Genomic DNA, 13,694 nt, shown 5'->3' on the forward strand with positions numbered 1-13,694 from the left:
TGGCATAATATTTATGTTTTTTTATATTTTTCTAAAAAAAGTCCTTCTTCATTAAGTTTTTCTTTAAGCCTCAAAAATTCAGCACTTAATTCCCCTAAGCCCTTTAATTTTATAGAGTTTACCATTAATCTTATGCCGGAATCTCTTTCAAAAATTGACACTGCACCTTTTACAATTACTTTATCTCCATCTTTAAAATCATAAGAAACTTGCTGAGCTTCAATAATTGGTATTAAAGCATCAATTTTTGAAACTTCATCTTTTAAAGAAAAGTAAATATTTCCATTTTTGTGTTTTACAAAATTTGATATTTCTCCTTCAACTTCAAGGCTATTTAAAAAAATAATCCATTGAAAGACTTTTTTTTATGTAGTTTATAACCTGTGAAACTTTTAATGCAGACATAACTCTCCTAAAAAATTAAATACCCAGAACTATTCTGAGTATTTAAATTTCTTTTGTAGATTTTCTATAAATAGTTCCTAAAATTCCGTTAATGAACTTCGGAGCATCAACTGTAGAATATTTCTTTGCAATTTCTATTGCTTCGTTAATAATTATTTTGTTTGGAATTTGACCTTTTAACATTTCATAAACAGCAATTCTTAAAATTTGTTTATCAACCATCGCTATTCTCTCAAAGGTCCAGCCCTTTAAATTATCTGAAATGATTTTATCAATTTCTTCTAACCTTGATATCATTTCTTCAGCTGATTCTTTTATAAATTCAGCCTCATCGACTTTCCAATCATTATTTTCAAGGCTTAAATCAATTACATTTTGACTGAAATCAGAATTCAAGTCCATTTGATATAAAAGTTGCATCAAGCCTTGTCTTGCTTTTCTTCTTCCCATTATTTATCCTTAATATGGATTCCACTAATATGAACATTAACTTCTACAACTTCAAGATCTGTCATAGTTTCAACTTTTTCCTTAACTTCTTCTTGTACCTTTTTTGCAATTTCAACTATATTGCTACCAAATTCAACATTTATATACATATCAATTATAGCTTCCTTTTCTCCAACGCTAACTTTTATACCTCTGCCGGCATTTTTAACCTTAAGAATATCAGAAACTGAATTTTTTAAATTTGATTGCAATTCAACTACGCCTTCAACTCCTTGAGCGGCGAAACTTGCAATTGATTCTATAACATCATCGGAAATATTAATATTTCCGTCTGTAACTTGAGCAACTAAAAATTTATTAGACATAATCATTACCCTCCTTTTGTAATTATACCAAATATTAAAAAGTTCTACAATTATATGCAATATAATAAAAAAAGCCCATAAAGGGCTTTTTAAATCTTAAACTTTTTATTAGTCATTTGAAGTTTCATCTGCTGATGGCAAATCTTCTTCGTCATCAAAGTCATCAAAATCATCATAGTCTTCATAGTCATCATCAAATTCATATTCATCATTATCATAAACATAGTCTTCAAGTTCTGATAAATCTTCTTCAACCATATCTACATAATTTTCAAGATCTTTATTTGAATCTTTGACTTCATCAACTATGTCCGAAAGAACATCAATAATTTCTAATAACAACTTTCCTTCTTTTGAATTTTCATCAATTTCAAATCCATCTGCCAAACCTTGTAGATAAGATACTCTTTTTAATAAATAATCCATGATAACCTCCTATACTCTTGACATATATTCACCGGTTCTGGTATCAATTCTGATAACATCACCCATGTTAACAAATAAAGGCACATTTAGTGTATAACCTGTTTCAACTTTTGCAGGTTTTGAACCTCCAGAAGATGTATCTCCTTTAACTCCTGGTTCGGTAAATGTAACCTTTAATTCAACAAAATTTTCAGGTGTTACTCTAAATGGAGATCCTTTGTAAAAATTAATAGTTGCGGAATCATTTTCTCTCATAAAATCAAGAGCATCACCAACCATAGAGCCGTCAAGAGGTATTTGCTCATAAGTTTCATTATCCATAAAATAATATAATGTTCCGTCGTTGTATAAGTATTGCATTGTTTTTGTTTCTATAACAGCCTTTTCAAATTTTTCACTTGGATTGAATGTTGTATCTTTTATTGCACCTGATAAAACTGATTTTATTTTAGCTCTAACAAAAGCTGCACCCTTGCCTGGTTTTACGTGTTGAAAATCTATAACTTCATAAACATCGCCATCATATTCAAAAGTTAAACCCTTTCTTAAATCGCCAGCTGATATCATAATTTACCTCCTAAAATTAACTATAATAATTATAACAATACAAATTAAACTTAACAAGTATTTAAAAATCCAAGTCACTTTTAGTTATTGTTTTTATATTTAAATCAATATAATTAGGTAAATTTTCCCTGTGAATTTTTATTCTGTTAAATTCATATTTTAAATTTACATTTTTCTTGTCGTAAATATCAATTAAATCTCCCCTAACTTCAACATCTGCTTGAATATCTGAACTTTTATCTTCTATAAATACTCCTACTGCCTTAATTCCATCCCCTGTAATCTTGCCGTTGTTAATAATATATCCTGTCATTTCAGCTTTATTTACAGTTTCAAGATCGGCATTTATTTTTAATGTGATAATTTCGTATGAGTACCAAACAAAATAAGGGCTTGCCTGATTTTCAAAATCTTTTTTAAAATATAATTCATTTTTTAATCCGTTACTTATTAAAACACTATCTTCAGTAATTTCAAAATTTCTAAGTTCTTTAGTTTTTATTTTAGAAATTTCTGATTCAAAAAACTCCATTTGAGACCTGTCTATATCTTTTGAGCTTACTCCATTTTCATTAAGATAAATTTTATTTACAATACTCCCTTTGGCACTGGCAGAGTCCCAAATTCCTTTATATTTTGAATTTACTTTTAATAAAAAATCTTCAACTTTGTAAGCCTTAATGTACTTAAGTTCAATTTCATATTCAGCATCAAAAAACTCTTTTAAATTTATATCATCAATGATTATTTTCTTATCTTTAGTTGCCATAATACTTTCCATTTTTTTATTGAGCTCTTCCTTATGCTCGGCAAAAAGTATATTTATTACGCTTTCAGATACATACTCAGCCTGTAATTTATCTTCTAAATTAGCAGAAATTTCAATGGAATTTGAGGTTAAATTTAAAACAAACAGTCCTATAATACTTATTATTGCAATGGTAAAAAGAGTTATAATGAGTAGAAATCCTTTTTTATTCATATGAGGACCTTCTTGCTAAAATGGAAATTATTGATTTATTATTTTTAAAATTTATTTCAATTTCAAATTCATTTTCCTTTTCCCTAAGTTTTATAGACTTTATATTTTTTGCAAGTAAATTTAAACCTACATCTTTCTGTCTATCTCTTGTCTTTATAATATTAAATTCTTCCATTTTATTTTTATTGTCGGAAGAAGCAAACCTATAAAGATTCCCATCTATTACACCAAAAGTTATATATCTATATTTTTTATAATTGTTTTTGCCTATAAGTTTTTCATTTACAATTGCAAGTCCTATATCCGCATTTGATTTTACAAAGTAATCAGAGCTTTGAAATTCATCGCAAATATAATTTTGCAAAAATGATAAGTTTTCAGCCCTATCTATGTTTTTAACTAAACTCTTCTCAGATTTTAAAGCGGAATAGAAAGTCGTCATTAGGACACTTATTATTATGCCACCTAAAGCCATTGCAAATAATAATTCAATTAAAGTGAATCCCTTTTGATATGTAGCATTTAATTTCATTGTTTTTATTGTCCTTAACAACTAATTCATAAAAATTTCCTTTATCAATAATCTTCGAATTTAAATTATCTCTTTTTCTTTCAAAATTTAATATTTTTCCGCTATATAGCTGACCTATATTTTCTTCCATAAAATTTTTTAAATTTAAACTTTCTTCTATTCTGTCATTTGCTTTTTTTGAATGACTTTGACTTATATAAAAAATAGGTAAAATACTTGCAGCTACTATAGATAAAATTGCAATAGATGCAATTACTTCCACCATTAAGAATCCTTTTTTCATTTTTCAACCTTCAAATTTATATTTCCCGTAACTGGAGCAACACTTATAATATATTTATTTTTACCATACAAAATCAAAGTTCCTTGTCCTCTATAAGACGAAGCTCCTCTTTTAGTCCAAGTAAATTTATTAAATTGAGGTTCTTTTTCTAAAGATAAAAATTTTAGATCTACATCTTTAAAGTTTTTTTCTTTAGAAAATATTTTATAATTTTTGTTTTCTATTTTAAAATTAACATAATCTCCGATTTTAATTGCCATATTTCTCGCATACTTTAAATCATCAACTAATTTTTCGGCTTCTTTTCTTTCGTTTAAGTTTGTAATACCGGTGATTTTTGGAATAGCAATTCCCAATATTATGCAAATAATAGAAATAACAATTATAAGCTCAATTAAAGTAAAACCTTTATTTCTCATATCCATATCTCTCTATGGAAAAAGAATTTGGATCTTTTTCTTCAATAGAAATTTCATAATAAAAGCCCTCTATTTCATCTTCATTTTCAAAAAGTAAACTATTTAGCTCAAAATTTTTATATTTTTCACTTATTTCATATCTTTGACCCTCTTTTATTAACCCGAATTTTCCCATCTGATTTCCTGTATAAAATTCAATAAAAAATCTTCCTCTTTGATCTTTCAAATCATTAAAAATTACATCAACATATCTGTTATCAAACATAAAATTTGGATTGTAAGAAACTATATTCATGTTATTTATGAAATCTAAATTTGTACCGTATTGAGTTACTTCAATCGGGTCTTTTTCTTTTAAAGGTTCTTCTGAAACTAAAGGAGGTTTTTTATTCTCAACAATTTCATTTGTTTTATTTTCCTCTTTTTTTACCTTATTCTTTTCTAAATCTATATTTTTATCTGATTTATTATAATTTTTTACCTTTTCTTTATTTAAATTTAAACTTGAAGCTTTTACCTTAATTTGGTTTACAGGTTTTGATTGAATTTTTGAATCTTTAAAATATATTTCTTTTAAATTTATATTTTTAGTATTTTCATCTGACAAATTTTCAGATTTTTTGTATGTATTATTAAATTTTTCATTTGTTATTATTAAAAAATTTCCTTCAAGACCAACTTTAATTGTTTTAAGGTTCACTACTCTCAGTCTATTTCCCAAATCTTCAAATAATGCAATTAATTGTTTTTCATTTCCTTTATAATTTGCAACTATTTTATTTAAGTCCCCCATATTATTTATTGATGAAATTGAAATTAAATTTCCATCAATTATATTATTTATTGGCTTATCCGATTTATAAGTTATTTTTTCTTCTTTTTCAACCTTTATCGGTTCTTCTAAAGTTTCTTTATTAATTTCAATTTGACTTTTAAAAGCTGAGATTTCATTTTCTAAAGGTTGGTATAAATTTCTAAAAATTAAAATTTCAAGTATTAAAAACCCCAAAATTAAAATTAAAAATTTTTCGCGCTTTGTAAGTTTACGTTTACATATTAATAGTTCAAATTTTTCCATAAACTTCCTCTATTTCACTTTTAAATATTTTATACAAAACTTTGTGTCCTTCCGTGTTTGGATGAATCCCATCAAAAGTTAAATTTTCTTTTAAAATAAATTTTCTATAAAAATTAATTATATTTACATTTGAATCAAATTTTGTATCTAAAATTATTTTTTCAAATTCTCTCAATTTATTAACGGTTGATTTATATGTAAAATTGTCGTAATAAGACCAAGACTCATAATTAATAACAGAAAAAGGAATTCCCAAAAAGATATTTTCAACACCTTTAATATTTTCAATTATTTTTAAATAATTTTCATATACATGGCTTAAGGATTTACCGTTTGAAAAATCATTGATGCCTGCCATGAAAAAAATATCATTTTTTAAATTTATATTTATCATGTTTTTTAACAAGCCATCTGTTTCAAGACCGTTTATTCCATAATTATTTATTTTGCAGGGCAAGGAATAATCTAAAAAAGATTTTTTTACTCCAAATCCATTTACTATTGAATCTCCATAACAATTTAAAGTTTTCATAAGAAAAGTATACTACACTTTTTATAAATTTTTATAAACAATAAAAAATTGGGATCTCTCCCAATTATTTTGTAAGTCCTTCCACATCATCTACGTTTAAAGTAAACATTATTCCTGTGTTGGCTTTTGACATATCCCCTAATATTTTTCTTACACATTTTTTTGCGATATCAATCTTCTCATCATCTAAAACTAAGAAGATTGTTTTATTATAGTTAATAGGACTTGGCATAAAAATTTTAAGATAAGTAAAATATCCTTCTTCAATATATTTATTTGTTAGATTTCCTAAGCCTTTGCTTTCTAAAATTGTGCCTCCTTTAATGTCATTTTCAGCAAACTCTTCAACTAGTTCTCTTAAATGTTCTTCGTTATTAATAACTATAAATAATATTTTCATTTCATTCACTTGTTAATAAATATAGATGCAAATAAAAATCTTTTAAATCATCCATTGAATTAAAAAATACATCTCTGAATATAACTTTGTAATTGATATTATCTTTACTTCCTTCTATGGTTAAATAATCAATGTTGATATTTGAATTTTCTTCTTTTAAAACAATTAATTTATCTTTTATTTCTTTTAAATTTATTTCAAGCAAAGGATAAAAATCTTTGCCTTTTTTATATAAAATTTTGCATTTATTATCTTCAAACTTATAGGTATATTTATCATTCTTATTTTCACTTTGATCTTGTCCTGTATCAATTTCAGTAAAAGTTTTATAGTTTGATACATCTATCTCAGATAACGATGTTGCACTTATATAAGCATTATCCATATCACTAACAGCTTTTTCATCTTCTGATGATAGATTAAGATCCCCAATATCAAATCCAAAAATTTGCTTAAAAGATTTTGTTCCATCTCCCAAATATTTTAACTGACTTTTTTGATATCTATAATTTAAATAATTTGTAATATCTAAAATTTGTTTTTTATCATCTTCTGAAAGATTTTTGTTTGGGGTTATGATTTCACCTTTTAACATTTTATTTTTATCAAGAATTTTATAAAGTCTCGCCTCTTGACTTAAAAGTGAAATGTTGTAAGCGGACTGAGGCCCTATTGTAGATATTAAAATAACAATAACTAAAATAATAGGAATGGTTATATTTGAACTATCTTTATAAAAAATATAGTATAGCATTGACAAAAGTGAAAAAATCCCGCCTGCAATAACATAATATCTGTTTGGTGTTAAACCATATTCTGATACTCTTATGCACATTGAATAAAACATAAATAATATCAATGGTAAAATTATTATAGGCATTATTTTTTTAAAGGATTTAGATATATCTGTTTCAATAATCTTATTTATAAACAATACTCCTACGCATACAAGGGAATACCATACAACAAGATTGGAAATAATATTTTGAGGAACCTCTCTTGTGAATATAATTTTTATAAAATAAATATAAAGTATTATTGCATATATACTGCATAAAGGTATTACTATAAAATCTATAAGTTTTTCAAATACACTTCCAAATTTATAATCATTTAAAGGATTTTGAATTTTAGGCAATTGAGATAAAAATATTAGAAAATTAAAGGGTATAAAAATTACTATAAAAATATAAAAATAAAATTTCGAACTTATCTTTGCGTTCAATAATAAATTTATAGTTAATATAATTGCACTTAAACCTATAAAAAGAATTATTGAATAAGAAAATGATATTATTATGTTTTTATAAATATTAACTGCATATGCAATATAATCGTTGTGGTAAAATATTTTCGATATGAAAAAAACGCAAATAAATAAAGCAAATAGCACTCCGAAGTATACATGAGCTGAATCATATTTAAACCCGTCTTTAAATAAATTTATTACAACTGACATGGCATAAACAATTGGAAGTGATATTATATAGCAAGAAATTATAAATAATTTATTTTTTTTCTTATCTGATTCATCCTTTGCAGAATATTGGATTCCTTCAGAAAATAATTTTATATTTAGGTATAAAAAAACTGAAAATATAGATATTAAGCCATAACGAATGAACTTTTCATTTAATTTTTCAGGATAAATTCCACATATAAAGAAAATTGCAGCTAATATTGATATAAATATAGGTAAAGGAAATCTTTCAAAAGATGACTTTGAATTTATTAATATTTGCTTTAGTCGATTCATTGGTTTCATCTATTTAGCCCCCTAAAGAAATTATATACTTGAGTATAATGTTCTTCCACAATTAAGTAAATTTTTAACTTAATTTTAACCTCTTTGTAAATTTTCATCCCTAATCCACTAAAATTTCGATTATTAATTATCCTTTGCCCAATCTTTTGATTTTATAGCAGCTCGGTGCCATCTATCCACTAATTCATTTCTTTTTATTTCATCCATTTGAGGTTTAAAAATTTTATAACTATTTGTTTTTTTCTTAAGATCTTCCATATTTTTATAAATTTTTACACTCAAACCGGCAAGAAAAGCAGCTCCCTTTGCTGTCGTTTCAACTATAGAAGGTCTTTCTACATCCACTCCTATTATGTCTGATTGAAATTGCATTAAAAAATTATTATTGCTTGCTCCTCCATCAACCTTTAATTTTTTAAGTTTAAATTTACAGTCTTCTTCCATTGCATTTAAAACGTCATAAGATAAAAATGCAATGGATTCAAGAGTAGCCCTGATTATATGGTATTTATTTGTTCCCCTGGTTATACCAACAATTGTTCCTCTTGCATATTGATCCCAATATGGAGCTCCAAGTCCTGTAAAAGCAGGTACAACAAAACAATCCAAAGTATCCTTTACTTTTGATGCCATGTATTCAGAATCTTGAGAGCTTTCTATTAAGTGCATCTCATCTCTCAACCACTGAATTGCAGATCCTGCAACAAATATTGATCCCTCTAATGCATAATAAACTTTTTCTTCTATAGCCCAGGCTATTGTAGTAACAAGACCGTTCTTAGAGAAAATAGGCTTTTGCCCTGTATTCATAAGTAGAAAAGCCCCTGTCCCATATGTATTTTTTGCTTCCGCTTCTTCAAAGCATAACTGTCCAAACAATGCTGATTGCTGATCTCCGATAGCAGCTGCTATAGGAATATTTCCTCCTAAAAACTTATCATCACTTAATCCATAAACCTGACAAGAAGATTTTACTTGGGGTAAAAGAGATTTAGGTATGTTCAGTAAAGTTAAGATTTCATCATCCCAGGTGAGGGTGTTTATGTTAAAAAGCATAGTTCTTGAAGCATTGGAATAATCAGTAACATGAAGTTTGTTGCCACTTAATTTATAAATAAGCCAGGTATCAATTGTTCCGAAATAAAGTTGACCCTTTTCTGCCTTCTCTCTAGCACCTTCAACATTATCCAATATCCACTTTATCTTTGTAGCTGAAAAGTATGCATCAATAACTAATCCTGTTTTCTTTCTAAAAAATTCTTCATATCCTCTATCTTTAAGGCTGTCACAAAATTCGGAGGTTCTTCTACACTGCCAAACAATGGCATTATAAATTGGTTCTCCTGTTTTTTTATCCCATATTACAGTCGTTTCTCTTTGATTTGTAATTCCTATAGCCTTTATATCACTTGGTGATATTCCGACTTTTGACATAGCTTCAACAGCTGTTCCTATTTGAGTAGACCATATTTCATTTGGATCATGCTCAACATATCCAGGTTTTGGAAAATATTGAGCAAAATTTTTTTGTGCTGAAGAAATAATATTTCCAAATTCATCAAATATTATTGTACGACTGCTTGTTGTTCCGGCATCAAATGCCATAATATATTTTTTCATTTTTCTTCATCAAACCTTATATTCATTAAATATAGACCATGGGGCGGAGCTGTAAGTCCTGCATACTTTCTTTCTTTTGCATAAAGAGCTTCTCTCATTAAATTTACATCTCTATCTGAACTTGCTATTTGAACTGCAGTGCCTACAATTATCCTAATCATATTTTTTAAAAAACTTTTTCCATAAAAATCAATATAAATAAAATTATTTTCTTTTTTCACATCAATTCTATATAAAGTCCTTATAGTGTCTTTTACAATTGCATCTCTACCCATAAAAGATTTAAAGTCATGTTCTCCTATTAAACACTCAAGGCTTTTTTTCAGCTTATCTTCATCAATTTTAAAAGGATAGTGCCAAGATCTATTATAAAAAAGTGCGTTCTTATATTTGCCGTTAAAAATTACATACCTATAATGTTTTTCAATTGAATTATACCTGCAATGAAAATCATCCTTTACAAGTTTTGCTTCTATTACCGATATTTCATTTGGCAGATGAAAATTTATAACTCGCGGCAAATTTCCAAGGTCAATTGTAGTGTTTGAATAAAAATTGACATATTGACCTAAGGCATGCACTCCTCTATCTGTTCTACCTGAGTAAAATAATTTAACCTTATGTTTAACTGTATCTTCAACAGCCTTTGTTAAAACACCTTCTACTGTTTTAAGCTTAGGTTGTTTTTGAAATCCATAAAATTTTGTTCCATCATAGGTTACTTTAAGTCTTATGTTCATTTTAAAATTTCCACAATTTAATAATACTTGTAAATATTATTAGGGCAAAAAATAATGTTGAAGTAGAAAAAACAAAATAATCTTTTCTAACTATTTTTAATTCATTTAATCTTGTTCTATTTTCTCCTCCCCTATAACATCTTGCTTCCATTGCAATTGCCAGTTCATCGGCTCTTCTGAAAGAAGAAATAAAAAGTGGTACTAAAAGAGGAACTAAATTTTTTGCTCTTTTTATAATATTTCCCGATTCAAAATCTGCTCCTCTTGCCTTTTGTGCCTTCATAATCTTATCTGTTTCTTCTATAAGAGTTGGGATAAATCTTAATGCTATTGTCATCATCATTGAAATTTCATGAGCTGGAAGTCCTATTTTAGCAAGGGGATTCATAAGTGACTCAAGACCATCTGTAAGCTCAATAGGAGAAGTTGTTAACGTTAAAAGAGATGTGCCCCAAACTAAAAGTACAATTCTTACAGAAGTCATTGAAGCAAGTTTCAAAGATTCTTTAGTAATGGATAAAGGTCCAAGTCTAAATATTTCTTCTCCTCCAACAAATAATAAATTAATTACAAATGTAACTAAAATTATCCATCTAAGAGGTTTTAAACCTTTAAAAACAGTGGAAAACTTTAAACTTGATGATAAAGTCGCCAAAATTAAAAAAATCCCAACAAAAATATATGGAGTAAATGAATCAATAAAAAATAACTGTAATATAAAAAACATTACACTAATAATTTTTAATTTAGGATTATATTTGTGAAGGACTGATTGCCCAGGATAGTATTGTCCTAAATTTATATCTTTAAGCATTCTTTCCTCCAATAATCCGTTCTATTTCTTTATAAGCTTCATCAACAGTTATGCAATTAAGCTTTACATCTATACCTTTTTCTTTTAACTTTCTCATTATTTTTGTAGATTCTGGAACTCCTAATCCAACTTTTTTTAATTCATCATAGTGCATAAAGATTTCTTCAGGTTTTCCGTCTAAAAACAGCTTTCCTTTATTCATGACAATAATTCTTGTGGCAAATTTCGCAATATCATCCATTGAGTGGCTAACTATTACAATTGTTATTTCAGTGTTTTTATATAAGCTATAAATTTCATCTAAAATTTCATCTCTACCTTTTGGATCGAGACCTGCAGTTGGCTCATCAAGAACAAGAACTTCCGGCTTCATTGCAAGTATGCCTGCTATGGCAACTCTTCTTTTTTGTCCACCAGATAAGTCAAAGGGCGATTTATCTTTTAAATCCAAAGAAAGCCCTACAGCATCCATTGAAAAATTAACTCTCCTTTCAATCTCTTCCTGACTCAAGCCCATATTTTTAGGACCATAGGAAATGTCCTTAAAAATAGTTTCTTCAAAAAGTTGATATTCCGGATATTGAAAAACCAAGCCAACTTTTTCTCTTATTTTAGACATGTCCAACTTGTCTTTAAAAAGTTCCCTTCCGTCAACAATTACCCTGCCTTCACTTGCTTTTAAAAGTCCGTTCAAATGCTGAACTAAGGTTGACTTCCCACTTCCAGTGTGTCCTATAAGGCCAATAAACTCTCCCTTATTAATTTTTATATTTATGCTATCCAAGGCTTTTTTTTCAAAAGGTGTTCCTTTGGAGTATATGTGATTAAGATTCTCTATTTTGATAATTTCCATATTTCCTCAACAAGTTCTTGGTCATTTAAAACAATTTTTATATCATGGCCTGATTTTTTTAAATTATATGAAATTTCAGTAGCAACAGGCACATCAAGGCCAATATTTTTAATCTTTTCAACATTTGAAAATACATCAAGAGGTTTACCCTGTAAAATAATATATCCTTCTTCCATAACTATTAATTCTTCTGCAAGAGCTGCCTCTTCCATGTTGTGAGTAATTAATATTACACCCTTTCCCTCATTTTTTAATTTTAACAAGGTATCTATTACTTCTTTTCTTCCTGACGGATCAAGCATTGCAGTAGGCTCATCTAAAATTACATAATCAGGCTCCATTGCAAGAATACCAGCAATGGCAACTCTTTGTTTTTGTCCTCCCGAAAGTAAATGGGGAGCACTTTTTTTATATTTTTCCATACCTACGCTTAAAAGAGCCCTATCAACTCTTTCTCTAAGCTCTTTCTGCGGAATTCCCAAATTTTCAGGTCCAAAAGCTACATCTTCTTCCACAATTGTAGCTACTATTTGATTATCAGGGTTTTGAAAAACAAGACCAGCCTTACTTCTTATATCCCATATTTTTGAGTCATCTTTAGTGTCCATGCCATCAACATAAATGCTTCCTTCATTAGGTATTAAAAGTCCATTTATAAGTTTTGCCAAAGTTGATTTTCCGCTTCCGTTATGGCCTAGTATAGCTATGAATTCTCCTTTTTTAAATTTTAAGTTTATACCATTTAAGGCATATTTTTCATCATCTTGGTATTTAAATTTTACGTCTTTAATTTCTATCATTTTACAATTTTGTCCAATAATTCAAGCATGCCCTCTGCAGGATCCAATATATTTAATTTAGAGATTTTATAAAGCTCATCTTTAATATATGGGAAATGCGTACATCCAAGGACCAATGCTTCAATGTTTCCCCCATCAATTTTTATATTTTCAAAGAACTTAAGTAAATTTTTAATGTCTAATTTTTCAATTATTTCTTTGGGCTCTTCATGGTTTTCAATTGATATAACAAGAGGCAAAATTCCTAAAGTAACAAGGTTAAGCTTTAAATTTTGTGACTTCATAACTTTTTCAATGCCATGTACAGCTTGTGAATTTGCTCCAATTACTCCGAGAGATTTGAAATTTTTTGCATACTCTTCGTAAACTTTTAATGGTGTTATAATTTTGAAATTTTTATTTTTTTCAATTTTTTTATAGTCAATTGCAGTGCTTAAAGAATTGCAGTAAATAAAAAGTGCCTTTGCATCTTTTTCTTTTCCTATATCAATAATTTCTTCAACTTTTTTTTCTAAAGTTGATTGACCTAAAAATTGAAGCCTATCTTGTTCTTCCGGGTTCTTTGCAACAGGAAAACTTAAAGCTTCATATCCATGGTCTTCAATAATTTTACAACCTAATCCAGTGTCTACCGGTGTGCCCGCAGTAACTGCTATTTTCATA

19 protein-coding genes are annotated in these 13,694 nt (G+C 27.7%); all 19 read right to left on the minus strand.

The window, feature by feature from the left end:
* Positions 1-11 precede the first annotated feature (11 nt).
* On the minus strand, positions 12-347 hold the full coding sequence (locus HMPREF1253_RS10635) for an exodeoxyribonuclease VII large subunit (RefSeq protein ID WP_081696620.1): 336 nt from the start codon (positions 345-347) through the stop codon (positions 12-14).
* A 100-nt stretch (positions 348-447) separates the two neighbouring features.
* A complete protein-coding gene (gene nusB, locus HMPREF1253_RS07685) occupies positions 448-855 on the minus strand; it encodes a transcription antitermination factor NusB (protein WP_023056271.1) in 408 nt (135 codons plus the stop codon).
* Entirely contained in the window at positions 855-1,220 is a 366-nt protein-coding gene (locus HMPREF1253_RS07690; protein WP_023056215.1) for an Asp23/Gls24 family envelope stress response protein, read from the minus strand. Before HMPREF1253_RS07690 ends, nusB begins: the two co-directional genes overlap by 1 nt.
* Positions 1,221-1,328: 108 nt before the next feature.
* Positions 1,329-1,646 carry a CD1247 N-terminal domain-containing protein gene (locus HMPREF1253_RS07695; protein ID WP_023056214.1) on the minus strand — a complete coding sequence of 106 codons (318 nt, stop codon included), beginning with the start codon at positions 1,644-1,646 and terminating at the stop codon, positions 1,329-1,331.
* Positions 1,647-1,655: 9 nt separating this feature from the next.
* The gene (efp, locus tag HMPREF1253_RS07700; protein WP_023056268.1) at positions 1,656-2,213 is read right to left on the minus strand and encodes an elongation factor P; all 558 of its coding nucleotides are present in this window, start codon (positions 2,211-2,213) and stop codon (positions 1,656-1,658) included.
* Positions 2,214-2,274: 61 nt separating this feature from the next.
* On the minus strand, positions 2,275-3,195 hold the full coding sequence (locus tag HMPREF1253_RS07705; RefSeq protein WP_023056251.1) for a pilus assembly PilX N-terminal domain-containing protein: 921 nt from the start codon (positions 3,193-3,195) through the stop codon (positions 2,275-2,277).
* Positions 3,188-3,727, minus strand: coding sequence for a type II secretion system protein (locus tag HMPREF1253_RS09735; RefSeq protein ID WP_023056286.1), 540 nt, complete (start codon positions 3,725-3,727; stop codon positions 3,188-3,190). The genes HMPREF1253_RS07705 and HMPREF1253_RS09735 overlap by 8 nt, the downstream gene beginning before the upstream one ends.
* Positions 3,684-4,010, minus strand: a complete 327-nt coding sequence (locus HMPREF1253_RS07715) for a type II secretion system protein (RefSeq protein WP_023056282.1) — start codon at positions 4,008-4,010, stop codon at positions 3,684-3,686. The genes HMPREF1253_RS09735 and HMPREF1253_RS07715 overlap by 44 nt, the downstream gene beginning before the upstream one ends.
* Complete coding sequence (locus tag HMPREF1253_RS07720; RefSeq protein WP_023056290.1) at positions 4,007-4,429, minus strand: prepilin-type N-terminal cleavage/methylation domain-containing protein; 423 nt, start codon at positions 4,427-4,429, stop codon at positions 4,007-4,009. The genes HMPREF1253_RS07715 and HMPREF1253_RS07720 overlap by 4 nt, the downstream gene beginning before the upstream one ends.
* Positions 4,419-5,507: a hypothetical protein gene (locus HMPREF1253_RS07725; RefSeq protein ID WP_023056223.1), complete on the minus strand. Its 1,089-nt coding sequence runs from the start codon at positions 5,505-5,507 to the stop codon at positions 4,419-4,421. The genes HMPREF1253_RS07720 and HMPREF1253_RS07725 overlap by 11 nt, the downstream gene beginning before the upstream one ends.
* Positions 5,494-6,039, minus strand: a complete 546-nt coding sequence (locus HMPREF1253_RS07730; RefSeq protein ID WP_023056244.1) for an SGNH/GDSL hydrolase family protein — start codon at positions 6,037-6,039, stop codon at positions 5,494-5,496. The genes HMPREF1253_RS07725 and HMPREF1253_RS07730 overlap by 14 nt, the downstream gene beginning before the upstream one ends.
* A 64-nt stretch (positions 6,040-6,103) precedes the next feature.
* Complete coding sequence (locus HMPREF1253_RS07735; protein ID WP_023056295.1) at positions 6,104-6,439, minus strand: hypothetical protein; 336 nt, start codon at positions 6,437-6,439, stop codon at positions 6,104-6,106.
* 1 nt (position 6,440) lies between these two features.
* Entirely contained in the window at positions 6,441-8,204 is a 1,764-nt protein-coding gene (locus tag HMPREF1253_RS07740; protein ID WP_023056258.1) for a DUF4153 domain-containing protein, read from the minus strand.
* A 123-nt stretch (positions 8,205-8,327) separates the two neighbouring features.
* A complete protein-coding gene (glpK, locus tag HMPREF1253_RS07745) occupies positions 8,328-9,824 on the minus strand; it encodes a glycerol kinase GlpK (protein ID WP_023056293.1) in 1,497 nt (498 codons plus the stop codon).
* A complete protein-coding gene (truA, locus tag HMPREF1253_RS07750) occupies positions 9,821-10,564 on the minus strand; it encodes a tRNA pseudouridine(38-40) synthase TruA (RefSeq protein WP_023056285.1) in 744 nt (247 codons plus the stop codon). Before truA ends, glpK begins: the two co-directional genes overlap by 4 nt.
* A 1-nt stretch (position 10,565) precedes the next feature.
* Positions 10,566-11,378: an energy-coupling factor transporter transmembrane protein EcfT gene (locus tag HMPREF1253_RS07755; protein ID WP_023056256.1), complete on the minus strand. Its 813-nt coding sequence runs from the start codon at positions 11,376-11,378 to the stop codon at positions 10,566-10,568.
* Complete coding sequence (locus HMPREF1253_RS07760) at positions 11,371-12,231, minus strand: energy-coupling factor transporter ATPase (protein WP_023056252.1); 861 nt, start codon at positions 12,229-12,231, stop codon at positions 11,371-11,373. Before HMPREF1253_RS07760 ends, HMPREF1253_RS07755 begins: the two co-directional genes overlap by 8 nt.
* Positions 12,213-13,031: an energy-coupling factor transporter ATPase gene (locus tag HMPREF1253_RS07765; protein WP_023056222.1), complete on the minus strand. Its 819-nt coding sequence runs from the start codon at positions 13,029-13,031 to the stop codon at positions 12,213-12,215. The genes HMPREF1253_RS07760 and HMPREF1253_RS07765 overlap by 19 nt, the downstream gene beginning before the upstream one ends.
* Positions 13,028-13,693: an aspartate/glutamate racemase family protein gene (locus HMPREF1253_RS07770; protein WP_023056233.1), complete on the minus strand. Its 666-nt coding sequence runs from the start codon at positions 13,691-13,693 to the stop codon at positions 13,028-13,030. Before HMPREF1253_RS07770 ends, HMPREF1253_RS07765 begins: the two co-directional genes overlap by 4 nt.
* Between the last annotated feature and the right edge of the window lies 1 nt (position 13,694).

Source organism: Peptoniphilus sp. BV3C26, assembly GCF_000478985.1.
GTDB classification, from domain to species: domain Bacteria; phylum Bacillota; class Clostridia; order Tissierellales; family Peptoniphilaceae; genus Peptoniphilus_B; species Peptoniphilus_B koenoeneniae.

Coding starts and splice junctions, on each gene's coding strand:
- HMPREF1253_RS07720 (WP_023056290.1), bottom strand. CDS start 4,429: ATGAGAAATAAAGGTTTTACTTTAATTGAGCTTATAATTGTTATTTCT.
- HMPREF1253_RS07725 (WP_023056223.1), bottom strand. CDS start 5,507: ATGGAAAAATTTGAACTATTAATATGTAAACGTAAACTTACAAAGCGC.
- efp (WP_023056268.1), bottom strand. CDS start 2,213: ATGATATCAGCTGGCGATTTAAGAAAGGGTTTAACTTTTGAATATGAT.
- HMPREF1253_RS07715 (WP_023056282.1), bottom strand. CDS start 4,010: ATGAAAAAAGGATTCTTAATGGTGGAAGTAATTGCATCTATTGCAATT.
- HMPREF1253_RS07760 (WP_023056252.1), bottom strand. CDS start 12,231: ATGGAAATTATCAAAATAGAGAATCTTAATCACATATACTCCAAAGGA.
- nusB (WP_023056271.1), bottom strand. CDS start 855: ATGGGAAGAAGAAAAGCAAGACAAGGCTTGATGCAACTTTTATATCAA.
- HMPREF1253_RS07705 (WP_023056251.1), bottom strand. CDS start 3,195: ATGAATAAAAAAGGATTTCTACTCATTATAACTCTTTTTACCATTGCA.
- HMPREF1253_RS07690 (WP_023056215.1), bottom strand. CDS start 1,220: ATGTCTAATAAATTTTTAGTTGCTCAAGTTACAGACGGAAATATTAAT.
- HMPREF1253_RS07770 (WP_023056233.1), bottom strand. CDS start 13,693: ATGAAAATAGCAGTTACTGCGGGCACACCGGTAGACACTGGATTAGGT.
- HMPREF1253_RS07695 (WP_023056214.1), bottom strand. CDS start 1,646: ATGGATTATTTATTAAAAAGAGTATCTTATCTACAAGGTTTGGCAGAT.
- HMPREF1253_RS07765 (WP_023056222.1), bottom strand. CDS start 13,031: ATGATAGAAATTAAAGACGTAAAATTTAAATACCAAGATGATGAAAAA.
- glpK (WP_023056293.1), bottom strand. CDS start 9,824: ATGAAAAAATATATTATGGCATTTGATGCCGGAACAACAAGCAGTCGT.
- HMPREF1253_RS09735 (WP_023056286.1), bottom strand. CDS start 3,727: ATGAAATTAAATGCTACATATCAAAAGGGATTCACTTTAATTGAATTA.
- HMPREF1253_RS07730 (WP_023056244.1), bottom strand. CDS start 6,039: ATGAAAACTTTAAATTGTTATGGAGATTCAATAGTAAATGGATTTGGA.
- HMPREF1253_RS07740 (WP_023056258.1), bottom strand. CDS start 8,204: ATGAAACCAATGAATCGACTAAAGCAAATATTAATAAATTCAAAGTCA.
- truA (WP_023056285.1), bottom strand. CDS start 10,564: ATGAACATAAGACTTAAAGTAACCTATGATGGAACAAAATTTTATGGA.
- HMPREF1253_RS07735 (WP_023056295.1), bottom strand. CDS start 6,439: ATGAAAATATTATTTATAGTTATTAATAACGAAGAACATTTAAGAGAA.
- HMPREF1253_RS07755 (WP_023056256.1), bottom strand. CDS start 11,378: ATGCTTAAAGATATAAATTTAGGACAATACTATCCTGGGCAATCAGTC.